Source organism: Pseudomaricurvus albidus (assembly GCF_018863235.1).
GTDB lineage: Bacteria > Pseudomonadota > Gammaproteobacteria > Pseudomonadales > Cellvibrionaceae > Pseudomaricurvus > Pseudomaricurvus albidus.
In genome coordinates, this window is sequence record NZ_JAHKRS010000005.1 from 310,455 (window position 1) to 337,275 (window position 26,821).

16 protein-coding genes are annotated in these 26,821 nt (G+C 48.3%); 3 read left to right on the top strand and 13 right to left on the bottom strand.

Features of this window, described 5'->3' with window-relative positions; translation table 11 throughout:
- Positions 1-63: 63 nt before the first annotated feature.
- From tssG to tagH, 13 genes are all read right to left on the bottom strand, one after another.
- A complete protein-coding gene (tssG, locus tag KOI40_RS10915; protein WP_216097540.1) occupies positions 64-1,203 on the bottom strand; it encodes a type VI secretion system baseplate subunit TssG in 1,140 nt (379 codons plus the stop codon).
- Positions 1,167-2,999 (bottom strand): type VI secretion system baseplate subunit TssF, encoded by a 1,833-nt coding sequence (tssF, locus tag KOI40_RS10920; protein ID WP_216097541.1) that lies wholly within the window; start codon positions 2,997-2,999, stop codon positions 1,167-1,169. Before tssF ends, tssG begins: the two co-directional genes overlap by 37 nt.
- A 13-nt stretch (positions 3,000-3,012) precedes the next feature.
- A complete protein-coding gene (gene tssE, locus KOI40_RS10925) occupies positions 3,013-3,489 on the bottom strand; it encodes a type VI secretion system baseplate subunit TssE (protein WP_216097542.1) in 477 nt (158 codons plus the stop codon).
- Between the two features lie 2 nt (positions 3,490-3,491).
- Positions 3,492-5,048, bottom strand: a complete 1,557-nt coding sequence (gene tssC / locus KOI40_RS10930) for a type VI secretion system contractile sheath large subunit (RefSeq protein ID WP_216097543.1) — start codon at positions 5,046-5,048, stop codon at positions 3,492-3,494.
- 159 nt (positions 5,049-5,207) lie between these two features.
- Positions 5,208-6,698, bottom strand: coding sequence for a type VI secretion system contractile sheath large subunit (gene tssC / locus KOI40_RS10935; protein WP_216097544.1), 1,491 nt, complete (start codon positions 6,696-6,698; stop codon positions 5,208-5,210).
- Positions 6,695-7,213: a type VI secretion system contractile sheath small subunit gene (gene tssB, locus KOI40_RS10940; RefSeq protein ID WP_216097545.1), complete on the bottom strand. Its 519-nt coding sequence runs from the start codon at positions 7,211-7,213 to the stop codon at positions 6,695-6,697. Before tssB ends, tssC (KOI40_RS10935) begins: the two co-directional genes overlap by 4 nt.
- A gap of 143 nt (positions 7,214-7,356) precedes the next feature.
- Positions 7,357-8,604 carry a type VI secretion system protein TssA gene (gene tssA, locus KOI40_RS10945; protein ID WP_216097546.1) on the bottom strand — a complete coding sequence of 416 codons (1,248 nt, stop codon included), beginning with the start codon at positions 8,602-8,604 and terminating at the stop codon, positions 7,357-7,359.
- A gap of 343 nt (positions 8,605-8,947) precedes the next feature.
- Positions 8,948-9,655: a type VI secretion system-associated protein TagF gene (gene tagF, locus KOI40_RS10950; protein ID WP_216097547.1), complete on the bottom strand. Its 708-nt coding sequence runs from the start codon at positions 9,653-9,655 to the stop codon at positions 8,948-8,950.
- Between the two features lie 25 nt (positions 9,656-9,680).
- Positions 9,681-13,214 (bottom strand): type VI secretion system membrane subunit TssM, encoded by a 3,534-nt coding sequence (tssM, locus tag KOI40_RS10955; RefSeq protein ID WP_216097548.1) that lies wholly within the window; start codon positions 13,212-13,214, stop codon positions 9,681-9,683.
- 67 nt (positions 13,215-13,281) lie between these two features.
- On the bottom strand, positions 13,282-14,190 hold the full coding sequence (gene icmH, locus KOI40_RS10960; RefSeq protein WP_216097549.1) for a type IVB secretion system protein IcmH/DotU: 909 nt from the start codon (positions 14,188-14,190) through the stop codon (positions 13,282-13,284).
- Between the two features lie 4 nt (positions 14,191-14,194).
- A complete protein-coding gene (tssK, locus tag KOI40_RS10965) occupies positions 14,195-15,529 on the bottom strand; it encodes a type VI secretion system baseplate subunit TssK (RefSeq protein WP_216097550.1) in 1,335 nt (444 codons plus the stop codon).
- Positions 15,530-15,715: 186 nt separating this feature from the next.
- Positions 15,716-16,354 carry a type VI secretion system lipoprotein TssJ gene (tssJ, locus tag KOI40_RS10970; protein ID WP_216097551.1) on the bottom strand — a complete coding sequence of 213 codons (639 nt, stop codon included), beginning with the start codon at positions 16,352-16,354 and terminating at the stop codon, positions 15,716-15,718.
- An 89-nt stretch (positions 16,355-16,443) separates the two neighbouring features.
- Entirely contained in the window at positions 16,444-18,306 is a 1,863-nt protein-coding gene (gene tagH, locus KOI40_RS10975; protein ID WP_216097552.1) for a type VI secretion system-associated FHA domain protein TagH, read from the bottom strand.
- Between the two features lie 396 nt (positions 18,307-18,702).
- On the opposite strand from tagH, the gene KOI40_RS10980 reads away from it, so the two are divergent.
- The 3 genes from KOI40_RS10980 to KOI40_RS10990 form a co-directional block, all read left to right on the top strand.
- A complete protein-coding gene (locus KOI40_RS10980) occupies positions 18,703-21,390 on the top strand; it encodes a protein kinase domain-containing protein (RefSeq protein ID WP_216097553.1) in 2,688 nt (895 codons plus the stop codon).
- Positions 21,391-21,441: 51 nt separating this feature from the next.
- On the top strand, positions 21,442-23,433 hold the full coding sequence (locus KOI40_RS10985; protein WP_216097554.1) for a ShlB/FhaC/HecB family hemolysin secretion/activation protein: 1,992 nt from the start codon (positions 21,442-21,444) through the stop codon (positions 23,431-23,433).
- Between the two features lie 128 nt (positions 23,434-23,561).
- Positions 23,562-26,821 (top strand): two-partner secretion domain-containing protein (locus tag KOI40_RS10990; protein ID WP_216097555.1); only part of this gene is annotated, 3,260 nt, incomplete at its 3' end.

Genomic DNA, 26,821 nt, shown 5'->3' on the forward strand with positions numbered 1-26,821 from the left:
AGTGTCGAACAGTTAAGAAACCGTCATGCATTAACGGTCAATGCTCATTGAGTTCTATTGTCGTTAGCCGGTGAGTGGCAAACTGTCTTCGGGTGGATCAATATCCTGTGACAGGCGAATTAATGTCATCTGCTCATCGTCAGTTTGATGGGACATATGACTGTTCCACCCCAGCAAAGGCTGGTAGTCAGGATCATTCGACAATTGCACCGGAGGTACTTCACGGTCGCTCAGGGTCACCTCTATGTCAAAGTCCAGTTCACTGCCGACACTGAAATGTATGAAAGACTTAAGCGCTTCGAGCTTCCTGGAGCCAGGAGCAATATTCATAAATTCCTGATAGGGCAGAGGGTCAATTTCGACAGTGAATTTGTTTTGAATTTGATAACAGCTGGAACCCAAAACAGCATTGGTTCCCAGTACATTGTTGAGTCCTCTGGGCGCTTCAGGTCCGGGAAGTCTCGTTTGAACGTCTTCAGTTAAATCCTGCCATTGGCCCTGAAACTGTTTGATCGTCACATCGATACCAAAGTACTGTTTGATCATTCCCTTCAAACCTACGGCTGTGCAGACCGGGCGTGACAGATGGCCACAAAAACCGGCCAGTGCTTCATCGGGTACAGGCAGGCGATAAGACAGTTCTTTGGTTCCCAAACCTGCCAGAGAGAGTAAAGCATCGGTGAACAGGTCATTTCGCTGTTGCCCCTGTTGCTGTGAGCGCTCGAAGTTGGCAGGTAACTGATACTTGTGCCATGCCTGGTAATACATAGAAATGGCACGGTGATTAAACAAGTCCAGATAATCTTTGAGCGCGGAGTTCTTCTTGCGCAGTTCCTGCAGAACAATTTCTGACAGATAATAGGGCATCACACCCTGACTGCCCGTCAGCCCCATGAAATTAACCAGCATTTCCCACTGTTTTTCCGCTCGATGACTATCGCTTTCATCATCGATTAATTTCTCGCTGATCTTTTCGATATCGGCAGCCTGAAAAGACAGCTGTGGACGGTTTTTAAAGCGTACGACTTCACGGCTGGGTAATACATCCTGTGCAACCGGCTCGGTGGCATAGTGGTATTCCCGAGGATCGAGCGCGGAAATACGTTCCAGCAGACGCACAGCCTGAAAAAAGTCGAAGCGATAGGGTTCAGTCGCCAGTTGATCGACTACAGCAAGGCTTTTTCGCCGGCGCGTGGTGGCCATCGCTTGAGCTCTCCATCTTTACCGGATAGTGTTGCTACCAGGCGGGTGAATGAATTGATTGAGCAGTACAGACCCAGGAAACGCTCCAGAACACTGGCAAACAACAGAGGACTGGTGCCAGCCAGCATCATGGAGTCCAGTTCCAGCTGTACCTCGGTGCCCCGACACATGGCGACAGTGTCTTCAATCTGAATGGGCGCAGTAATGGATTTGGTTTGCAGTTTCTGGATTGACTCAATCATGTTCCGCGTAGCGGAAGAGTCTTTAAAGTCGTACAGGCGGAGGATTTCCTTGAGGGCGTCACAGGAGCTTGCCCCATTACTGAGTGACAAGTGATTCAGATTCAGATGGGAAATCAGTCGCCAATAACCCCGCTCACGTTGTGGTGGTCGTAGGGTCGCCGTCGGAGAGACAATCGAAGAGATTCTCTCGGTTGGTGCATCGCCATCAACAAGGTGGAACAGGGGTTGACCGCCATTAGTCGGTAATTTCTTAGGCAGGTTGCGGTTGGTACAGGTCAATTTCAGATCAAGCGTTTTGTTACTCACCTTGTGAGGATTGAAATTTAGATCGACCAGTGAAAGCTCAATTTCGGAAGCGTGCTCATTACGATGCTCACCTTCGATAACAGTTTTTCGTCGACTGAACCAAAAGGCGCTTTGGTCGTCAGCGTTTTGAGCGTGCTGAATACCGTAAAAGGGACGGTAAGCTGTATAACTTCCTTCCTGATCAGTGGCCCCGACAGAATCAATACTGTATATCTCTGTCGAGTCAGAGCGTCTGGCATCCGGAATGACAGTGTACTCGTACTGAGTTTGTGTCAGAGGAATCGGATCTGCACTTTGTGAAAACAGGTTGATGCATGGAGTACAGCCCAGTGTGAAGATTTTTGCAGAGATTTGATGTTCCAGTTCAGAGTTACTGTCCTGTAAGTAAAAGTACAGGTTCAGTTTGTCTGTGTACTCAGCGGTAATCGCAGAATCAAGCTGGGTGATGTCCAGAAACTGGAATTTTTCAGGGAAGGCAAAGTATTCGGTTAATAAGCGATAGCCTGTAAATGAGTGATTCGGATACGGTAAAAGGCCGTCCTCTTCTTCAAAACCGACTTGCTGGATAATATCGCTTTCAAGAAAAACAGGGTGAGGATCCGATTCGCTGTTGGCCACAACAACTCGCAGAGTCTTGGTAAGCAGAAGGTCATAAAGCGGATGGATATGTTGAGGCTGACCCGACAGAAAGAATCTGAGTTGCTTCAGGTCGAGATCGGCAAAGCTTATCTCCGGATTTAATGTCTTGAGAGACAGCTTCAAGACTGCGCCGGCTCCAGCAATGTCATTAGAGCCAGGAGCAATAAATGGACGGGGCAACAAGGAGGCAGAATCAACGACTACGGGTGCTATATCGACAGGATAGCTGGTTTGAAAGCGACAGCTCTGCCCCTGAAATGCCTCAGTTTCAAGGGATGTATTGCGTTCGATACGCACAATTCCGTCCAGATCTTCATCCGGTGAAAACTGCACGATATTCATTGACGGTATGGGTCTCAGATAGTGAGGGTATATGGTTTCAAGGAGAGCATCAGTCATCTCCGGGAAATCATCCGTCAGTTTTTGTTGTGTTCGGGCATTCAGATAAGCCACACCAGACAACAAACGGGCGACCAGAGGGTCGTCAACGGTATTGTCACTGAGCTGCAGGTTTGCTGCAGCAGACGGATGTTGCTTGGCGAACTCACTGGCAGATTGATGTATAAATGCGAGTTCTTTTTCGTAATGCGCTAGTAGTTTGTCACTCATCAATAACACTCATTTACAATATTTCTGAGACATCGACAGATTGACTGACGGGATTCAGTGTTGAGTCAAAAACGATCAGTTCAGGGGCTGGGTTGGTGTGTAAAACAGCTTCAACCCGAAAATGTACACTGGGGTCCTGATTGTTAATTTGTTGTTCGCTCTTCACTTTTACGGATTTAATACGGGGGTCGTGTGCCATGATGGTTTTTTCGATCAGACGACAGAATTCGTTGCGGCTGCTACTGGAATTCATGTTGATGGTGGATAGATCCGGAATGCCAAAATTCAGAATCGAGCCCTTCATATAATCACTGTCATCTGGCGGAGAGACACAGCGATAACGGGAGTTGAACAAGTGCTCAAGATCCCGTCGAACACTTTCCCGCAGTTGCCGCAAAACCTGATGGGGCTGGTTTAAGTTGCCACTGGTATCCAGCAGCCGGTCAAGAACGGGAGCCAAAAGGCGTTTTTGACTGTTGTTGGAAGACATAATCAGTTACTTGCTCCAGAGCCGGCAGTGGCATTCAGTGCTGTAGTAAGTTTAAGTTCCGAAACCAGGTGATCTACCGTGTAGTGACACTTGAGGTGTATGACACTGTGATAACTGCCAGGTTTTTCCGGGTCTTCTGTAACGATGACTCTGGCTTGTCGCAAAGGGTAGCGGGCCATCATTTCCCATGACAGGTCTTCCCGGCCAGTGGTGTACTGATCAAGCCAGTGTTGTAATAAGCGTTCACAGTCTTTGGCGCTGGCATAAGAGCCTACTTTGTCACGTGCCATGACCTTGATGTATTGAGCGATGCGAGATGCACACAGGATGTGTTGCAGCATGGCGCTGATGCGCGAGTTGGCGTTGGCCGATTCGCTTTGATAATTTCTGGGATTTTGCAGAGAGCGGCAGCTGTTAAAGGCGGCATAAGGTGTGTCGTAACAGTGACTCAACGGAATAAAACCATGCTCCGACAAATCCCGCTCCAGATGGTCCGTTATCAGTACAGAGGTAAACATCTTTTGCGAACTGATCGTGGTGTCAGTCTTGTATTTCATGGCTGGGAACTGAGTAACCAGTCCCCCACCGTTAAAGTCGCGAGGTGCGCCGCGTATGTGGGAAAACCAGCCAACTTCCGAGAATTCCCGGATCAGCACGGCACCCATGGCAAAACAGGCGTTACCCCAAAGGTATTTATGACTGTCCCGGGCTTCTACTTCTTCTTTAAAACGCAGCCCCCGGTAGGCCGAAAACGATAAATTATAGGGTTCTCTGAACAGGATTCGGGGCAGGGTGATTGAGACAAAGCGGCTGTCTTCCATATCCCGCAGTGAGCGCCAGCGACTGTACTCTTTCTGGCTGAAAACATTGTCCAGATCGATGGGTAAACCCAGAGGGTCAAAATCATCGATGCCGAATAATTGCGGTGCAGCACCACAGATGAACGGCGAAAAAGACGCTGCTGCAACCTGGCAGATACCTTTGAGTGTATTGATATCGTCATAGGGGTGTCCCTCGAACGGACGGTGGGACACTTCATAATTACCAAGTAATACGCTGTAAGGCTGGCCGCCGGGCACCCCAAATTCCTGATTATAGATAAGATGGAACAGGCCACTTTGATCGAAATCGGCTGCTCGTTCAAAATCCCTGGATACGTCTTTCCAGCTGGCATCCAGAAATTTTATCTTGATGTTGGCATCAGTGGTTGCCGATTCAATCAGATACCACAGGCCGCGCCAGCTGCTTTCAAGTTGTTGCAACTTATTATGATGCAGTATTTGGTTGAGTTGTTCGTTTAATATTTCATCCAACAGTGCAACTTGTACATTCAGCCAGCTGTTCAGACTGTAATGCTGACTGTTGCTGTCTGACAGATGTGCAAGCCAGATTTCAAAAGCAGTAATGTCATCATCTTCAAACAAAAAGGCATCCAGCGCCATAGTGTGTGAGGATTGAGGAGAGACCACCGCTGAATCATGAGTGATGGAGCGATCTTGAGTAAGTGATTCCTGAGTTGTATCCAGTATCTGATCCAGTGTTGATGTTTGATCTGACACGCTAAATCCCTTTGATCTACCCAAGACTATAATTGAGTGGTTTGTTTGAATGGCCAGAGGTGACGCAGGCCTTACCAGTAACATCGAATGATGCCAAGGCAGGCCTGCGAACAGCATTCGTTGTAAAAAACGAATGCAAAGGCTTATCAGTGCGGCTGATTATCCAGCACTTGGAATGTTGGCAACCATGCGTAAAGAGGTCGTCAATTCTTCCATTTGCAGCCACGGTTTCAGATAGGCTACAGCGCTGTAAGAACCTGGCTGACCCGGGATCTCTTTAACCTCAACCCGTGCTTCTGCCAGGGGATACTTGGCTTTCATTTCGGCACTGGCTTCCGGGTTGGAGTTGGTGTACTGCTTGATCCACTGGTTCAACCAGCGTTCGCAGTCATTGGCTTCCATGAATGAACCCACTTTGTCACGGGCCATTACTTTGAGGTAATGAGCGATGCGGGACGTGGCCATCAGATAAGGCAAGCGCGCTGAAATAGAAGCGTTGGCTGTCGCATCCGGATCATCGTAGATGCTGGGTTTCTGGGCAGTTTGAGCACCAAAAAATACAGAGTAATCCGTATTTTTGTAGTGACACAGCGGCAGGAAGCCAAGGTTACTGAGTTCAGCTTCACGACGGTCGGTAATGCCGATTTCGGTTGGACACTTCTGATCAGTGTCACCATCATCACTCTTGAACAGATGGCTTGGCAGACCTTCTACTTTACCGCCACCTTCTGCACCGCGAATGGCGGTACACCAGGAATTCTCAGCAAAAGCTTTGGTCAGGGTTGTGCCCATCACATAAGCCGCATTCATCCAGCAGTATTCGTCGTGTTCGGCGGGCTTTGACATACCGGAGGCATCCAGCTCGAACTCTTCGAAGTTGAAGGACTCAACCGGCTTGGTGCTTTCACCATAAGGCAGGCGAGACAGTACACGAGGCATGGCCAGAGTGACGAAACGGGAGTCATCGCTTTCACGGAAACTGCGCCACTTAATGTATTCACCAGACTCAAAAATACCGGCCAGATCGCGAGGTTTGGACATTTCTGTAAAGTCTTCGAAGCCAAACATGCCTGCGCCAGCGGCAGAAATGAACGGGCAGAAGCCAGCAGCTGCCACATTGGACATTTTACTCAGCAGTTCGATGTCTTCAGGATGACTTGTGAACTCGAAGTCACCGATCATGCAGCCATATGGTTCACCACCGGCAATACCAAATTCTTCTTCATAGATTTTCTTGAAGGTTTGGCTTTGATCAAATTCGACAGCTTTATCCAGATCACGGAAGAGCTCACGTTTGCTGAGGTTCAGCATGCGAATTTTCAGTGTTTGACTGGTCTCACTGTTCATTACCAGGTGATGCAGGCCGCGCCAGGAGCCTTCAAGCTTCTGTACCTTTTCATCATGCATGATCGCTGACAATTGCTTGGACATCGCTTCATCAATTGCTCTTACAGCACTGTTGATGGTTTGTGTCAGGTTGCGGTCCCAGGTTACTGTACCTTGTAATACCTGCTCAGTCAGGTTGCCCAGCAGATCTTCAGTCTCGGTACGGTCAGTTTGCTTGGTATAGCTTATTGCCTGCTCCAGAAGACTGACAGATTGTTCTTCTGTACCTGCTTCTGCTACGGCATTATCTACGGCTTCGGTCACTTGCCTTTCTCCTCTTTCTCTCCTACACCCAACTCTTTGGACAGTGCAGCAATGTTGTCGGTATTTTTCAGGATATCTTCCAGAACATTTTCCAGCTCTTCAGAGCGGTCTGCCTTACTCAGCAGGTCACGCAGTTTACTGCGCGCTTCCAGCAATTTTTTCAGAGCCGGAACCTGATCAACAATGGCTTCTGGAGAGAAGTCGTCCATGTTGTGAAAGTCCAGATCCACAGCCATTCTGCTGCCATCGCCAGCCAGAGTGTTCTCAACTTGCAGGTTCAGTTTTGGGTTAACCTTGCTCATGGCCTCATTGAAGTTGTCCCGGTCGATTTGAACAAACTTGCGCTCTTTCAGAGCTTTGCGGTTTTCGGCGTTATCACCGGAGTAGTCACCCATAACACCGACGACAAAGGGCAGTTCCTTCTTAACTTGTGCGCCGTTTGTTTCAACATCATAAGTAATGTGGACGCGTGGCTTACGTACGCGTTTTAACTTGTTGTGGATACTTTCAGACATGATGGTCTCCTTTCCTGAAAAAATACAACGTGCTGCAGTTGTGGTTAGGTCTTTCTCTTTAAAATGATGAGCCTGTTCGCAGGCTTACACATCTAATAAAACAATGTCCATCTAATGGTGTGAGCGAAGGTTGATAAATTGCATTACCAGCCGACCGATGGAGCTGGCTCTTCAGTGACAGGCTCTTCTGCTGGGGATGAGGCCTGTGGTGATGGAGAAGATGCTGATGGTGTTGGAGCAGGGGGGACGTACTTCTTGTCGTCACTGCCATCCAGTTTGACACCGGTTAATTGGCTGAAAAAACCACGGCTGCTATCTTCAGGTAGCAGCTCCATCATCAACTCGGCGACGGTCATACGTCCCCAGCTGATCAGGCGTTCTATCCCGGGGGCGAGAGGTGTGTGAGGTTCATTTTTACGGAAGTAATCAGCAACTTCTTCCAGACGCTTAAGGGCGTCCTCTCTGTTGCCAATGGGGCCAGCGACCTGATTGACCACAACTGCTTGTGCAGCAGCGGATACTGATGGCGTGTCGTCATCAGCAGTTGGTTCGTCGACAGCTTGTTGAGCTTCTGTGGCTGCTTTTACTTGATCAAGCTTGTCTTTACTCAGAAAGCGTACACTGCGGAGTACTTCGTCCAGCAAATTGGTGATGTTGCTGCTCGGTGGAGTATCCGAGCCACATGAGCTGCGTAACAATTCGTTCAGCGCTTTGTAGTCTTGCTGGGTTTCTTCCAGGGTTTCGACCATGTCGACGTAAAACTGGGGCGACGCCTCCTGAATGGTTGCTTCAACGTCCTGAAAACTGAATCCGAGTGCTTCATTTCTGGCTGCTCTCTCATCGTCATCTGTCAGTTTTGAGTTGTCCCGGGCTTTTTGGTATTGCCAGAGATTGAAGCTACCGTAATCGCCTTCATTAGTAATACTCATGTTACGGATAGGGGCCATGAGTGTGCCATCACCACCATCACCATTGAGACCGGTTAATGGCGCAACCTTGGTTTCGATACCGTCTTCATCGGGTTCTGGATACAAACCTTCCCAGTGATCGAGAACAAGTCCGTGAATGAGCTTGATGCCGTCTCTAAGACCGGATACGCCATGAAGTCGAATCAGTCCCTCTGTGTACCAGCAGGCAACTTCAAGATCTTTACTTTTGGATGACAGGATTTTAGGGGCAACTTCTGCAACGGTACGCCAGGGTTTTAAAAGATCTACATCTTCATCAAACATGGACGAGCGTTCAGCGGCTCGGGCATTGTTTCGGGCGTCTTTGATGGTGTAGTAATCAGAAGACGGGGAACGGTCAGCGCGGATGTCTTCCCCTGTAGGAGCGTCTTCTGAAATCGGTTGTAGAAGGCTCTCAATATCGATGATGTTGTCAAATGACATTTTGCAGAATCCTTTGCCAAAAATCCTAAAATTATGTAGTCAGCTTTTCCATGCCCAATAAGGAAGGTGATTAAAGAGTTAAGTAGTCAAATGAAATTAATCACAGTCTGACTTAGGGGTCAGTATTTTCGAAAATTACGGTGTTCGAAATGTTCTGATAAAATTATTTGATGCAGTATTCTATCTATAAAAAAATATTTAGGCATTCATTATTTTGTGATTTCTCACATAAAATAGTAGTAAATTTGTATTAGTTTTTACATTCATTATTAGGTCTTAAATATCTAATGCTTTTGCATTAATTTGCTTTGTATCCTCAAGTTGGTGATTGCCACTTAAGCATTTATAAATTTTTATGTCTTTCCCAGTTGCCATCCAGAAAAGCGGAAAACTGTTCTGAACCCGGTAAGCCTTTTGTGTTCAGCATGGTGGGGGACATGATTTGTGATCCCCGACTCCACCACAGTGATTGACTTTCGCTTTGAGGCGAAAGGGTGTAGTGAAGAAGTTTTGCGTAGGTTGCTTCTACATTGCCTTTTTCCGTACTGATCGCAGCGCCGTTGTTCAAAATTGTTACCTGAGAGGAGGCTTTTGGGGAGCAATCGTGAGCTGACTCTATCTGATGTAATGCCTGAATCAGATCATCAGCGGTGAGGTTGCTTTGCAGGGCAGATAAGGCGACTTGCTCAACGGATTCGTACCATTTGTTATTTTCAGTGAGAAAATCAAATGGGTTGGTATTGCCAGAGACCGGCTGGGCAATGGTCAGAGGAAAGTATCGCCCCACACTGTCTACACTGGGCATCAGGATTCCTGACCACGCAAGGCTGTCAACGGAGCCTGTAGAAAGAGAGAATCTCCAAATAGGACTTGTCAGGTAAATGTCCAGCCAGTTTTCACCAAGTTGTTCCCGGCTGGATGCGATGCAACGCTGAAGCCAGTCATCCCATTGGAGAGTAAAGCTGCGCTGTAAATTTCGCTCGATAAAATCCCCGTGAGCGGGGATTTTCCCGAAAAGTCCTGTCTGGTTTTGTTCCATGATAATGCTCACATCTTTCTCATTCTAAACAGACTTTTTAAAGCGTCTGCGGACAACGGTAATTACGCAGCAGGCCATGATCAAACGGATTGATGGTGCTGTTGGCGATGAGCTTGAATTGAGCTTCTCGTCCTTCTTCCCTGAATGTCACCTGGTAAATGTTGTCTCTTCCAGTTCTTTTTACATCCGATTCATCAAGTAACCGAAACCAGGCCCAGTCACCTTCAAAGTGTTTCCGGTGAATGGTTTCATTAAGGTCTTCAAAAATAACCCGTGCGCGTATATCTTCGCCGCCGGTCCACCCCAGGTGGCTGACTGTACGTGGACCGTGGGAGTAGGGAACACGGCTTTCACCCAATTCCAAAGCAAACAGGCGTACTCCGGAATCGAGTTTAGTGGGCTCAATGCGGAACTTGATGGCAGCTCTCTCTCCATTGCTGAAAAAGGCTTTGCGAATATTCTCAGCACGTCTCAACTGGGTCAGTGTGGAAGAGTTCAAGGCCAGCCCCTGGCCATCGATTTGACGTATCTTCCAGCGTCGGGTGTCCACAAACGGACGAATATAGTTACTCACAAAGCGCTGTTCAATCCCGTCCGGCTGGAAGTAGTTATTGAATTCCAGAATTGGAGTCTCATCCCGACCGTTGGCCGTCATTGGGTAGCGGTTAAGAAGGCTGTTTTGATATGCGCCATAGACTTGCTCGCGCCATACCGCATTCAGATGCAGCCTGGCTTTCGCCAGGACCAGCCCCCAACTGCTGTCAGCAATGTCATTCAGCCATTCTTTAATGGGTTCAGGAGCGCTGTTGGCTTTGGTGCGAAGCTTTTTGATAGCATCGTTACCGGCTCCCTGAAAGCGTCCTTTGGCTGCTTTAAAGGCTGCCTCATTGGCATCTGGAGCGCTGTCAATCTCTGCCAGATACTCATGGATTTCCTGTATGGAAGCCAGGTATTCCTGCATTTTTGCGGGACGATTATTCTCACTGCGAACAAGGCGCTGCAACTCTTCGAAACGAACATCAACCAGTGTTGGTTTATAGCTGTTGGCCAGGCCATCTGCGGCAGCATCGCCCAGCGCAGAACCAAGACGTCGGGTTGTGCTGCTGACCGGAACGCGTACTCCACTGGTATCAACGTTGTAATCAATGCGTGGTGTAAGTTCGGTATTTTCGGCGGTGATTTCTACTACGGCCAAAAGCGGTGAATAGATAGGATCAGACAGCGTGCTCAGGGTTTCCAGAGCCTCTGGTGTACTGTTGAATTTGTTGACCCTCAAACCGTTGATAAAACTCTTCCAGCGGTTGGCGTAATCAGACAGGTAAAGCTTTTCCACTTCACGACCAATTTTTTCCCGATCAGCTTCGCTAAAGTCTTCACCTTCGTTGATTTGACCATAAATCCACTGATTTTCCGAGAAGTCGGTCAGCAGCGGAGAGTTGCCACCGAATTGTGCCTGGCGATAACCGGCTTTTGTATAGAGGGCAGGCATAACAAAGCGAGGATCATTGTCAGCAACACCAAAGGTGGCTTGTGTATCGCCACCAATTTGACCGTAAAGGTCTACCTGCTGTTTAGACTGGTTTTTAAACTGGGCGTACAGACGTTGTTGCACCGGAATGCGTCGAAGCTGTTGGCGAGCTCGGTCTACTACCCGTTGATTTGCGGTAATGTTGTCGGGTAAATCCTGTTGCAGGAGTGCGTGCAAGTGATTGCTGAGCTCTTGCTGTTGGGAAGCCTGACCTGGGAGCTGCTGTGCCCACATGTGTTGGGCAAAGGCTTCAATCTCTTCGTTATCGCGTTTTTCCGGAGTGAACAGCATCAGATAGATTTTAAGGGTTTCAAGCAGTCCTTCATCCTGCACGCTCATGCGATTGAGTTGTGCCTCCAGGCTGCGGGCAAAGTTGGGTAAAAACACATGAATCAGCTTGTCGTTATAGAGCTCTTTCGCGGCGGTATCGACGCTGCTGTCGTAAAGCCCCATTCCTGATAACCAGGGATGATCTTCCTGATCATAAACCAGGCTGCTTTCGCGCAGGGGGTTCATGACAGAGAGTGTCTTTCTGATGTCATTATTTTGTTGGCTTAACCCTTTTTCAGCTTCGATGTAGTTGGCGAGGTTATCGTTGACTTCGCCCATAAAGAGCTTGTTTCGGGTGACGCTGCCAGTCCAGACAACCAGGCAGCCAATGAATATCAGGGAGAGGGCGGCAATACAGCCACGTCTCAGCCAGATCATGCCGTTTTCAATTTTACGGTTCACACCGACCAGTTCGGATTCTGGAAAAATGACATCTTTCAACAGACGGCTCAGGAAGAAGCTTTTCCCTGAGTTGGCCTGCTGACGTCCCATATCTCGTTCAAGACCAAAATTGGCACTGACAGAAGCCATCATGCGGTCAATTGGACAGCCTTCCTGAGTCGCGCTGGTAAAGTACAGGCCACGGAGCATGGGTACAGTATCGTAACGGTTGGCGGAGAAAGTCTGCTTGATAAAGTCTTCAATAATATCGTTGAGGCCTTCAAAGCGGGCAGGGAAGCCTTGCAGTGCAGAACGTTTTTCCAGGTTTCTTTCCTGATTGATACGCCACAACAGGCGCTCGTTGAGTCGTTCAGTGAGAGCGTCAAGCTCGGCCGACAACGTATCCAGAGGGGCACCCTGGGGTGCTGTTGGATCAGTGTTGAAGGTTACCCCCCAAACCTGTTCGCGCTCGGCTTGTGAAAGATTGGCGAAGTATTCGCTAAAACCGGCAACCAGATCGCACTTGGTGAAAGTGACATAGATTGGGAATCGAATCCCGAGTTGTTGTTGCAGCTCATTAATGCGCTGACGCAGGGTTTTGGCCAGGTGAACCCGCTGCTCGGCGGTTTGGACCATCAGATCCTGTAAGCTGATGGCCAAAATAGCGCCGTTGATGGGACGTCTGGTACGGTACTTTTTCAGCATCTCGACAAACTTGTTCCAGGCGGTGTTGTCGATGACTCTGTGGCTATCCTGGGTGGTGTAGCGTCCGGCGGTATCAATCATGACGGCATCATTGGTAAACCACCAGTCACAGTTTCGAGTGCCACCGATGCCGCTGAGGGCTTCCTTGCCGTGAGATTGTGCCAACGGAAACTCGAGGCCGGAGTTCACCAGTGCTGTGGTTTTACCCGCGCCAGGAGGCCCGATGATGATGTACCAGGGCAGTTGATAAAGCGACTTGCTGCCATTACGGGACTTGAAACGGGATTTTTTTAATACTGAAAGTGCTTCTTTGAAGCGTTCCTGAATCGCTTCCTGTTCTTCTTTGGAGCGCTGGTCATCAGGGGTGCCAGTATCTTCTTCGGATTGAATGTTATCCAGAAGTTGCCGGTTATTACGGCGCTCTACCAGAAGCAAACAGATATTCCAGGTAAACCATATGCTGACAATGGTCAGGATAATGCCTATGCGAACACCGGGTGAAAGCGTGCTGTTGTTTTCACCAAACTTGATGTAACCGGCACCAAACCAGATGAGCAGTGAAAGGGCGGTCAGGCCGATAATACCTATGACCCATTTGTTGCAAAAGAAAGCGACGACTCGGTTCATGTATAACTCCGTTTGCCCCGACCCGGCGAGGCGAAAATCCTGTTGAGCTGTGCGTGATAGGCGATGATCAACGCCCTGGCAATATGGTTGTTCTCTGATGGTGAATCGAATCTGTACCCTGTTCGTTCACAGTCAGTTGATTGCGCAGGTTTTCTGCCGTTGGCAGAGTCGCGTCGTACAACCAGTAGCGATAACCGGAATAGCTGAGTACCAGAACGGCCAGCATGCAGCTGGCTATTACCCACATTGGGATGTAATCCATCATGCTGGCTTTGGGTTTTCCGCAACCTTCCCAGTGGGGGGCAAGGTCTCTTTCCATGTGGCCTCGGTGGTTCTCAATGGTCTGATAGAGGCCATCCCGAATTTGTTCGAGCTGTTCGTGACCGCGTTGCGCCAGTCTGTATTTACCTTCAAATCCCAGGCTTAGACAGAGATAGTAAAGCTCCAGAATGTCCAGATGTTTACCCGGGTTTTCCTGGATGCGTTGTAAAATGATGAAACACTTTTCACCGCCGAAGGTTTCCTGATGGAAAAGGCTCAGCAGGGAATGCTGGCTCCAGCCACCACTGGCTCCCCACGGTGTGTTAAGAACGATTTCATCGACGACTGTGCACAGCAGATAACGAGCACTGATAACGGTTTCAGGTGATGCGCCGGCATTTTGTGCCTTTAAATCAAAGGATTTGATTTCTTCGGTCAAGCGTTTGTGAAGTTCGACTATATTGCTGTGACTCATGGTCGTACGCAGCTTGATGGCAACCGTCAGTAGCGTGGCCGCGGCATTCACCAGTGGGTTTAAACCTCGTCGTAGTTGAATGGGTTCCGGAGCCGCAAAGTGCGCCTGCATAGCCGGGGTGGGTGCAACTGGCTGTTGAGGGGTGTTCATTGCTCCCGGGGTCGGAATCATAACCGTGCGGTCGCCGGCATTGGGTGCAGGGGGCGGTGTAAAGCCGCCGGAGTTGTTTCCGTTGTTCATGGTATCAATTCCTTATGGCCCAAAGTTCCATAGATAATCCTGGGAAATCACCGCCGAGGTGTACTGCAAAGCCCCCGGATTGTTTCAGTGCATTCCAGAGATCACCGGTTTGATCAAGCTCGAAGTAGGTGAAACCGGCGTGGTAGGGTATCTGTCTCGGTGCGACAGGAAGAGGGCGCAGCTTCAGGCCTGGCATTTGTGTGGATATGAGTTCGCGGATAGCTTCTACAGGCGCGATTTTGGCTTGGGTCGGGAATCGGCTGCGCAGCAGCTCGGTTTGCAGGCTGGCTTTGGCGGCAATAACAAATGTAGAGGTTCCTACCAGGGAGTGATCCGAGATAGGTGCTACATGAATGCCGTATTTGCGCTCGACCAATGGCAGCGAAATGGCAGATTGTTCCAGAACCATACTGAGAGACTGACGCAACGAAACGAAAAGTCCGGCAAAAGTATGTTGCAGGTTGTCGTGTTGGTACGGGGGAATGTCGGTTGGACGTTTGTCTTTCGTTGTAAACGTCGACAGTTCGCCGGCCAATTGTAATAACTCGACGTACAGATTGGCAGGGTGCAGGCAGGGTGATTGCGAAAGGTATTTCAGTAATGGCTCTGCGCGGTTAACGACTTGCAATAACATGTAATCTGCAATTTCAGCTGAACCGGATCTGCCGCTATCTGTCAGGCGGTGGCTGAGGGCTTCTCCCCGTTGTTTGAGTAAACCTTTGATTTCTTCAAAATACGCCTTGATTTCAGGTGATACCTGACAGCTCATGATCGGAGGAATGAAGTGACGATCCAGTTTGACGGGCTTATCTGCTTGTCGTTCTTCAATGCGGGTGAGAGGAATGGCTGCATAGCCACTAAGGTCTTCAGAGCCAAGTTTCAAGCATATGCGCAGCTTGCCAATCTGAATACGGGCAGGCTCTCCGGATTGCGATGTGCTGTTACGAGCATCAAAGTTATAGGTCTTGTAGCGAGCCTGAGGATAATCTTCCTGATCTCGAACGGACTCCTGAGCACCGGGGCGGCGCAGGGGTATACACAGATAGACCAGTTCATTTTGCGTGTTGTCGGGAACATCCAGAACTTCGGGTAGTTCTTCTGATTCCGGAGCTATAAAGGGGGTGCCATCCGGGAAAACCCCTTTAATGTGAGCAACAGACAGTTTTCCCAGTGACAGGGGTTCATTATCAATGGCTATTTCCGAAAAGCCCCAGAGAAAGGATCCTAATGATTGAGTGCGGCCTTCAATATATCGCTCAATATAACGGTCTTGTTGTTGAAAATGCTGAGGGCGTAGAAACATACCCTCAGACCAGATCACTTTATTGTTTGCAGACATGTGCTTTGAATATCCTTAATCAAGCAGCGATGCGTTGATACGCAACGATGTATTCCTGATCGACGCGGTCAATCAGGTATCGATAAAACTGAAATTGGGTAATCATCGCTGAATCTCATCAAAAGGCTGACAGCTCTTTATGGGATTCCGGATCAAGCCTGGAATGTTCAGCGTGAAAGATAGGTACTAGTTGCCGGCAGCCCGTTCCCAAAAGTCCTTTTCATTTTGTGCGTCTTCTATCATTTTTTGCGCCTCACGATAGGAGGGGTAGTCTCCTTTCTGGCTTGATCGTGAGCGGCTGTTGTATTGATCCCGCTGAGAAAGCCGGTTGTTACGAACGCTTTCGGGGTTGTCCAGATCGATCAGGCTCAGGTAGCGGGCATTGATATTAATGGTGTTTTTCTGATGATCTTTAATGGGAACCACCAGAATAGAGTTGGCTTTGTCATACTGCATGTACTCGGCCAGGAACCCCAGATAGCGGATCTCAGGCGTCAAAGGGATGCTTTCAATGCGCTCTTCACCGGGAACCAGTTCTTTGAGAACGACAGTGTCCAGCAGGTCATTACCCAATCTGACAGAAGCATTTTCATAGAGATTCAGAAAGTCTTCTCTTTGAAACTGACGGGCATCCGCCAGTTTGAAAACGCGAATAACGATAGGGGAGGATCGATCATCCATGTCTGGATTAACATTATCATCCACAGTGATATTGATAGACGCGGTAGTATCAAAATTCAGACCTCGACGGGTCGCTTGACAGCCTGCGAGGGCGATAATGATAAAGCCTATTATGAAGAGCTTGGTAAATCCTTTGCTGCTCATGTCGACGGGTCCTTGGGTCTGTTGGTCTTTAGTCAGTATTTGAAATTTTGTTGTTGTGAAATTGAGTTTTTATAAAAGGTAGTTAAACCTCAGTTACGAGAACGTGTGAGGCTTCTGGCTGTTTTTAATTCCGACAACTGCTTTTCGTATTGTGTGGCAAATGTTTCGCCAAACAGCAGGTCATAGCTGGCCTCGCCATCTCGTTGCAGCATTGCGTAATGCTCTTCGAATGCTTCCCAGTTCTTTGCTTTTTTATTGCTTAACAAACTACTGTTGTTGTTAAAGCGCTTGTCTAATGTACTGGGGTTAAAATGTTTGAACATGGCATCGTACGCTGCTCTCATGCCAGCCAACACGGCCACTTGATGATCTGACAGATCATCAAAGCTGTCCTTGATGGCGTCTTGAGGGCGCATAAATGCCTGATTTTCAGCACTAAACATCGCTTTGATCGCATCGGCGGCCGAGGCTGAAAACTTAAGTGGGTTGTTATCAGTTGTTTGAATCATGGTGCGCTGAACCCGCAGCTCATTCTTTATGCTCGAACGGGCGCGCAAGAGGTCAATCAAACGATTAACCGTCTCATTGATAATGGCTGACGCCTCAGGGACCAATTGAGCCAGGTGTTGTGCCTGAAGGCCGGTCAGACCCAGGGCGGCTGCGAGTTCAGCAGGGTTAGAGTCTGTTGCTCCAGGATTAACGGCTGCTTGCGGCGCGGTCGCTTGCAACTGATCAGTTTGAGCTGCAGGCGTTTGCTCACCGTAAGGTAATGTTTGCGAATGGGTGCTCGAATGGTGATGTGCAGCTGTATGCGCAGGTGCGTAGTGCTGTGGCGCTACGCTATTTGGTGCAGCAACAGGCTGATGCAATGATTCCACACTTGTGGGATTAAGCCCGTTTGTAGGTGGTGTTGACTGAAAGGTTGCCGGTTCACCAGAGAGGGGTGAGGACTGTTGTGGTTCCAATACGTGAGTTGAGGTGGCGGGTTGTTGGGGGACAACAGGTTGGGTATTGGAGAGTACAGGCTCCATTCCCAGGGCCTGATTGACATCCGCTACGGGAATATTCTGAAGATGCGGCTGTTTGTCCCATTCAGACTGAGACTGAATGGGAGCTGTCTGGGCTGCAGGTGTCTCAAATACCGAAGGCTGAGAAGCCGGCGGCCGTGGCGTATTGACTGCGTGTGACAGAGCGGGGGCATGATCGCTATCACTGCCGTCTTTCCACCATTCATCCTCATCTTCCCACGCCGGTGGTGCAGTCGGGGCAATATTTGAAGCCTGGTCGAGAGCTGCCAGAGGGTCAATCGAAGACTGTGCAGTGGCAGTGTCAGAAGAACCCCCAAGAGCAGAAAGTGGATCGTTTGTCAGTGGCTGTATTGCCGAGGTTGAAAAAGTATCTACACCAGATAAAGGGGTGGTCGAGTGAGACGGACTGCTGACGCTGCCCCAGTTGGGTGATTGGTTGTCAGACGCCACGGGAGCTTCAAGATCAAGCCAGTCATCAAGCTCTTTGGCTTGTGACAACTTTTCCTGATGGCTTTGGGTGGCAGCGGTAAATGTGGTTTTATCTTCCGAATCAAGAAAGTCCGCAGTTTGAAGACCTTTGGGGAGCTCTGGAGATTTAGGTTGTGTTTTGACGCTTACTTTTAATTTATAGTCTCCAACAGAGAGTGTATCTCCATTGTTAAGGATCACTGCCTGATCCGGACCTATTGCGCTGGGGTTTTCATTGTGGAAAGTCCCGTTAGTGCTGCGGTCAGTCAGGAAGTAGTTTCCGTCTTTGAAAGAAATCTCAGCGTGCTTCGACGATACGACCCTGTCATTATCAGGAAGAACCCAGTTATTTTTGTCAGAACGACCAAACGAACCACCTTCAGCACGAAAAGCTTTGGTGTGGTTGAGCATGTTGACGTTTTCGGGGGCTTCGATGATTGTAAGCGTTAAATCCATTTTTGCTCCGGCCACATATCCTTTTGTGCTCTTAGAAAATTTTTACTGAAATGTTATCTGCAACGAGAGGTTAGTCGTTTCAGTTGAGGTTGGTGATTCTAACCTAGTCTCTTGATCTTGCGAAGAGGTGATTTCTCGATAACAAGATGCGCCAGAGTTTAAGAGATTGTTTCATCGGTTTCTACTGCAATTTCGTAAAAAAGTGGTAATTCTCTAGCCCGTGATACTAATTACATTTTTACGATTTTGGCGTTGCTTTTTTTTATTTGTTCTTTAATATTCGCCGCACTTGCGTTCTTGTTGGCTATTTTTTCTGTGAACTCCATCATCAAGCCTGCCGGAAAGTAACCTCTCATAAGGATTGTGTCCTAAATTACAGCGGAAGTTGTCAGCAATATGGATGTTGAAGATAAAACGCGGTTCGTTTTTCCTGACCACAAAAATAATGAAACATCTTCTGATGCATCTGCTAATAGTAAATGTGAACAGGATCAGACGGTTTTTGTCGGTTCATCTTTATCGAAAGATCATAAAAGCTCAGACTTTAGTATTAGTAGTGGTGGTTCGAAATTAGGTGATTCGGCTGGTTTTTCTGCCGATGATGTCACCGCTTTTCATCATGGTGTAACGGCCTCATCTGCGACCTATGAAGTGAGTGGGGAGAGCTCCTTACCACAAGATGCAACGGTTTTTGCTCACTCTATCAATCCTTCGTCCATTTCTTCAGAAAGTCCGTTGAATGTTAATCAGCCTGCGCCCAGGTCTGAACAGGTTGTTATCAAGAGTCGCTTCGAGCTTATGGATCTGCTCGGGGTCGGTGGTATGGGGGCAGTGTATAAAGCAACAGACCGTCGCAAACTTGAAGCAAGTGACAGCGACCCCTATGTTGCTATTAAGGTTTTGAATGATGATTTCCGCAATCATCCTGATGCCTTTGTTTCTCTGCAACGTGAAGCCCGAAAATCACAAACTCTGGCGCACCCAAATATTGTAAATGTTCACGACTTTGATCGTGATGGTGAAATGGTCTTTATGACCATGGAGTATCTGGAGGGTGCCCCTCTCGATGTTTTGTTAAGGGAAAAGGCGGGTATCGGGCTTCCAATGGGGCAGGCAATGGAAGTTCTCAAGGATATTTCCAATGCACTGATCTATGCTCACTCGCATCATATTGTCCATTCAGACTTTAAGCCGGGTAATATTTTTGTCACCAGCAGTAAAGGCGCCAAGGTTTTTGACTTTGGAATTTCTCGAGCGGTGAACCCGGTGGGAAATTTTATTTCCAGTGGGGAGAATAATACCGTTTTCGATGCAGGTTCTTTGGGGGCTTTAACACCTGCTTATGCCAGTCTTGAAATGCTACAGGGTAAAGATCCTGCCCCCAGTGATGATGTCTATGCTCTCGCTTGTGTTGCTTACGAGTTGTTTTGCGGTAAACACCCCTTTAATAAAGTACCTGCTGATAAAGCCCAACAACAAAAACTGGCTCCCAAACGGCTCAAACAACTTAGTCGCCGTCAATGGAATGCGCTGGAAGCAGCTTTGGCTTTTCCTCGTGAGAAACGCACGGCTACAGTTGATGAATTTGTTGCGCAGTTCTATGGCAAGGTACGGCTGCCAATATGGGTGATTATCTTTTCTGTCGTGAGCTTGTCAGTCGCTGGTGGTTTTTACGGCATTAAGTATTCGGAAAAAGTAGTTGATGAAAATTCTATCAAAGAAGAGTTGCAGGAAGAACTGCAGCAAACACTGATAAAAACCCGAGCGGCAGATAAAAGGGCATCACTAGAGCGCATGCTGGCTGCAGAAGAGGTCTCTGAGCGCTGGGAGACGGATCTCAGACAAGAGCTTTCTGATTATCAGGATCTGGCACCGGACGACCTGGAAACTCCCGCTGTAGTTCATCGCCAGGCAGTGGAGAAATTACTAGCCTCCAGCGGTAAGTTACTAAATAGCAATGATTTTGATGGTGTGTTGGCTCTGGTAAAAAGGGCCGAAGCCTGGGGTGCAGATCAGGCCAGTCTAGACAGGGTAGAAGGGCAGTTACAGCAAAAAATTAAAGCAGAAGAACAGAAGTTGGCAGAGCAGAGGGCGGAGGAGCAGCGTCGTAAGGCGGAGGAACAACGCCGTCTCAATGCGGCTGAAGAAAATCGAAATCGGGAGCGACAGCGTCAGGCTGAAGCGAATCGCAAGAAAGTTCTCGCTGAAGCGATTGCTCGTATTGAGAATGATTTGAGATGTTCAACGTCGATGGATATTGCCGGTGACTTATCTCAACATATGGCCCAGCTGAATCAGCTGGATAGTGCTTTGGGGCGGAGGGTGGTTCCCGATATTGCCCGGGATCTCCGCAGCTGCTTCCTCAAGCTTCAGGCAACAAATCCACAAAAGACCGAGGACCTATTGGTTGATGCCAAAGCTTTGTTCCCTGGGCAGTCAGCACTGGAGTCGATCAAAATTGATTTCTGTGCGCACCTGAAGGCCGGCAGTGGCTCCCGTGGTGCCCGCTTCAGTTGTCAGGATCGTCTTGCTTCCGGAGGTGTAGGTCCAAGTCTGGTAGTTGTTAAGTCTCCGTCTGGTGGAAAGCTTGCGCTGGGCAAATATGAAGTCAGTGCAGCGGATATGAAATCTTTCTGTATGGCCAAGGGTAACTGTGGAAACCTTGGCAGTCTGTCGAAAAGTCTCCCTGCCAACAGTATTTCAGTGGACCTGGCAAAGCGCTATCTGGATTGGTTGTCTGCTGAGTCAGGACATCGCTATCGTTTGCCTACTGAGCAGGAATGGCTTTCTGCGGCCCAGGCAGGCGGGCAAAAAGAGGATCCGGACCGGAACTGCCATCTACGTTTTGGTGCGATCCAAAAAGGGGACGAGCTTGTCTCCGTTTCAGTGGGTAAGCCTAATCGTAACGGATTATTCAATCAGGTTGGTAATGTCCAGGAATGGGCAGTGGCTGGTGATGGCAGTCTGGTTGCGCTTGGTGGAAGTCGAGAGGATTCAATGAGTCGCTGTTTGATAACCACTCGCAGAGACCATAACGGAATGGCTGGCGACACAACAGGATTTCGTGTCGCCAGAGAACTTTAATTGTCAATATAAAAGTGGTTTGGAGAGAAACATGTTAGGGGTTTTCCTGTTATGAAACGGATGTCATTTAAGAAAGCTCAGTGGCCATCAGCTGTCACTTTGCCTATGGCTGTCACTCTGCCTTTCGTATCACTATGCAGCATGCAGGTTTTGGCAGAAGCGGGTAACTTTCCGGTTTCCAATTTTCAGCGCTCGTTACAGAGTGATTCGATACACGCTCAAACACCATTTTCTCAATCCGATGTGACCAGAGAGTATCTGTATCGTACCGTGGAGGATAATGCCCCGGTTCTGGATACTGATATTCCAGAGAAAAACAGTCGCATTGATGGTCCAAGAATTACCGTTAAGAAGTTTAATTTTCACAGGCTTCAGGATTTTCCTGATTACGGTATCACCAAAGAAGATGTTGAAACATACGCAGAGAATCTTCGTATTAAATATATGAAGGAGGATCAGATATTTGCCAGTGGTTACACTCGTGAAAACCTCGAAGAGCTGGCGGCCTATCTGGATAAAGTAGGGGCCAGACAGAGTGTCGCTAATCTAAATGCAGAAAATCTTCAGCAGCTGATTGAAATTATTAAGCAGCAAAACGAAGAGCGTGGTATCAGCTACGCTGATCTCGAAGAGATTACTAACGAGCTGACGCGTTATTATCGACAGCATGGCCTCTTTTTGGCTCAGGTCAAAATCCCTCAGCAAGAAGTTAAAAATGGAGAAATTACCCTGACCATTCAGGAAGGGGTTTTGGGTAAAGTTGTCGTAGAGGATAACAAGAAATACGGCAACAAAGTGCTGAGCCAGCCTTTTAGCAATGATGTCGGCAGCTTGGTGAGCCATGAAGATATGGAAGAAGGGTTATACCTGCTAAATGATATGCCGGGACTGGACGTTACCGGGTATTTTACGGCAGGAGACGCACCGGGTGAAACAGCCCTGAATCTTCGGGTACGTAATGAAAAGTCCTGGAATATGGCTGTTCGTGCTGATAACCATGGTTCGCGGTTTACTGGCGATAAACGGGGGTATGTTGTCGGAGAACTGCTGAACCCTCTGGGCCGTGGTGATCGTCTGACATTGGGTTATTTAAAATCTGCAGATCCGGGCAACACGGATTTGTATCAGGCCAGTTACAGTATTCCACTTTGGAGTGCCCGCACCCGCCTAACTCTCTCGGCAGAACGGAATGAGTTTGAGTTGACGGATGTCGATGGTGATAGCAACTCTGTAATAAATCAATTGCAAATGGAGGGGGTCAACGAATCCTACGCCGTTGGCTTGGAACAAAAGTTCTATCGCTCGCGCGATTTTAACTTCAGTGCAGGTATTGATTACACCGATAAGCGTACAGAAATTACTTCTGTTGATTCCATTTATGACCAGGCGGAGCACGTTAAAGGTGGAGAAGTCAGCTTCTATGTGGATGATCTTGCTGAATCCATTCGCATGTTTAACGTGGCCAACATTCGTTTGGGTTACGGTAAACACCAGTTGGATGTCCCGGAAGAACGTGGAGATGATTTTGAGAAATTCTCAATGGATACCAGCTCATTGTTCTTTGTGCCATTGCCTTTCACAGATGCAGAGAGTCGTTTGATTGTTAAGTCTCGCTGGCAGTATTCCGAGCAGTCTCTACCTTCCTTTGAGCAGATATCATTGGGTGGTGCGAACTCTGTCAGAGGTTTCACCGTACGTGACTTCTCCGCTGATCAGGTCGGCTTACTGTCCGCTGAGTGGTACTTCGATTTGCCACACTTTATGAATTTTGAGGTGTATGACGGACACTATTTTAATGACCTGCTTCAGTTTGGTTTGATAGCAGACTCAGGATATGGGTCTCTAGTCAATTATGAAGAGGGCTATAACGATAGTTGGGCTTATCTGTCCAGTTTCGGGATGATCTTCAAAGTCAATTGGGGTGAGGCTTTTGCCTCTCAATTTACCTTCTCACGTCCGTCCAGCTCAAAATCTTCGGTTGAAGGTATCGGTGATGGTGCAGATTCTTTGCAGGTTTACGCCGACTTCACCTTCTACTTTTAAGAGCTGTAGCTGTCGATAAGGGCATAGATTTTGGTCTAACGCTTACGTAGCGGCGAAGCCAAAAAAACGTTTGTTAACACATGAGCCAGTGAGATGTTGGCATGGGAAATTTAAAAGGAATTAATACTGTGAAATCCAATTCAACCACCACCTTTGAGCGGAATCCACTAGCGAAAAGCATTACCTTGGAAACACTGGCTCTTGGAGGGGTGCTGGCATCTCAACTGTTGTTCTCTGCTGGTGTAAGTGCTGCTCCAGCTGGCGAAGTTATTGTCGGTGGCACTGGTTCGGTTTCAAGATCTGATTTGACGACAAAAATCAATCAGTCCAGTAAGCATCTGGCAATCAATTGGGATACTTTCAATGTCGGCAAGAATGAAAAGGTCCAGTTTATTCAGCCCAGTTCATCGTCTATCGTTTTAAACAGAATTCTGGATCAAAACCCCAGTATGATTCACGGGTCCATTGATGCAAACGGTAACGTACTGCTGGTCAATCCCCGTGGCATCATGTTTACAGAATCGGCCACAGTTAATGTGGGCGGTCTTGTGGCTTCTGGTCTGGATGTGTCCATTTCTGACTTTATGAATGGAGATATTCTCCTCAAAGGTGTTGAAGGAGAGGGCGGCGCCGTCATTAACAGCGGTGTAATTAACGCATCCTCGGCGGCTTTGGTAGGTAAAAGCGCAGCGAACACTTCCAGTGCCATGATCAGTGCCGATGTCGTTTCCCTGTCAGCGGGTGACGAAGCGTTATTGACCTTTGATACAGATGGCCTGATGGGCGTCAAAGTGACTAAAGAGGTGCTTGAGAACGATCTCGGTCTGGATTCTGCAGTTGTCAATCAGGGCAGCATTGACGGTAAAAAGGTACTTCTCGAAGCCGCAGTCTCCAAAGATCTGTTTTCCAGTGCCGTGAATAACGAAGGCGTAATTACCGCTAAAGGCATTGATGTCTCGGGTGGCACTATTCGTCTGTTTGGTGATGGTGGTCAAGTCGCGAATTCAGGCAGCCTTAATGCTTCTGGTGAGTCTGGAGGCACTATCAAGCTTGAGGGCAATAAGGTTGTTAACAGCGGTGAACTGGTCGCCGACGGAACAAACGGTACAGGAGGTGCCGTCAAAGTTCTCGGTGACGAAGTCGAAGTCGGCGAAGGGTCTTTAATTTCTGCAAGAGGTACCCAGGCGGGTGGTGAAATCCTGATAGGCGGCGACTATCTTGGCAAGAATGAAAACGTCCGTAATGCCACAACCACCACGGTAGCAGAAAATACGGTTATTGATGCCAGCGGTATTGATGAAGGCGACGGCGGCAAGGTTATCGTCTGGGCCAACGAAGATACTTATTTCTACGGTTATATTGATGCAAGTTCTGGCTTGCTGGGTGGTGATGGTGGTTTTGTCGAAACCTCTGGTAAAAAGACCTTGACGGTTGATGGAACTGTTGTCGCCAAGTCACACGCTCACGGCAAGGCGGGGATGTGGTTGTTGGATCCGTCGGACTTCACAATTGGGACAACTAATGGTACCAACCAAATTAGCGCATCCGATCTTGGAAATGTTTTAACTGACGGAACTAGCGTAATTATTACCGCACGTTATCATCAACAACCTTCAGGCACTAATGTTGATCTCTCCGGATCTGCATATGCCAGTGTCCAAGATGCGGCTGATGAGACTAATGGTGCCAGCGGTAGCATTGTGGTCGATAGCCTCATCAATTTTGATAAAGGCGGAAATAACAATGCCACTTTAATATTGGATGCTGAAAAGAATATAACACTGAATGCAGGTGTTAAAGCCACTGGTAATAATGACTCAATCAATCTGGAATTGAAAGCTGGTAAAGATATTACGATTAACTCCGCGATTGAAACAGCCGGTGGATATGTGAATTTTACTGCGGGAGAAAATATAGCAGTAAACAATAATATCGCTACGAATGGCGGATTAATAAGTTTTAAAACCGATGCTGATTTTGATGCTGGTGCTTTAGGATTTGGAGATGGAGGTGACAGTTACACTTCTGATGGCGTTGGCTCTATAAACATTGCAAGTGGTTCCGATATCTCGACTTCTGGTGGAAATGTTGAAATAGACACCATGGCATTGACGAATGAAGGAACTATAAGCAATGGTTCCGGCAATATGAGTATCGCTGTTGGCCGAGATGGTCAGGATAGTAACAATACCTTGGGTAACCTTAGTTCAGGCAACGCGATTGTTGTAAATGCACGTGGTGGGGAAAACGACAACGACCAGTTTGTTTTTAGCTCTGGGAATACTTTTACTCTCACGGGTGCTAATGCGTTGACCACTAACGGAATCACTAATGAGATCAATATTTCTGGAGCTGATACAGTCGATGCGGGTAGTAATGGCCAAATAGTTGGTCGGGATGATGTCGCTGAAACTTTCTCAGTTGGTGCCAGTGCCAATGCTGTGGATGTAGCGGGGATTACCTTTAACGATATCGCTAATGTGGATGGTGGCAGCTCTTCCGATCCGGCGATTAACGATGTGGTGGAATCCACCACGCCCCGCGCATGGGAATTGACAGGCAATGACAATGAATTGATTGCTGTCAGTATTACCTTTAGTAATGTGGAAGTGGCTCAGCATGAGGGCACGGTATCCGGTAGCAGTACGGTCACCGGTTCCGGCAATGCTGATACCTTTGAAATTGAGGGCGTTAATACCATTACGGCCAATGGGGTGTTGATCAGCAGTATTGATACCGTCGACGGCGGCAATAACAGTGGTGGCAACGATGTCTTGACCAGCAGCAGTGCAGAAGCCTGGCAGCTGAGCACGGATGCAGATGTACAAGTGGTTCACTTCGGCATTAACTTCAGTGGCTTGGAAGAAGCGAACGCTGCCACCGGCAGCAGCGTACTGGGTACATCTGGTGATGATATCTTTGTCGCCAGTGGCGAAGCTGGAAAGGTCAGCCAGAAAGGTTTGACGTATAGCAACATCACTTTGGTGGACGCGGGTACCGGAATAGACACCTTGACGGCCAGTGATGGTCATACCTGGACGTTAACCGGCGTCGACAATCAACTGAGTGAAGACGGTATTACTTACTCCAATATGGAGGTGGCCGATGCCAATAATGCGACGGTGCAAGGTGCTGATGGAGTAGCAGAAACGTTCACTATTGGCGCTGCCTCCAACACGGTTGAAGCGGGTGGCTTTACGTTTACATCCGTGCTCAACGTGGATGGCGGGTCAGGGGCCGGTGACGTCGTGGAATCTACCGCCACACGTTCTTGGGAATTGACGGGCAATAATCAAGAACTGATTGCTGCCAGTATTAACTTCAGTGATGTGGAAGTGGCTCAGCATGAGGGCACGGTATCCGGTAGCAGTACGGTCACCGGTTCCGG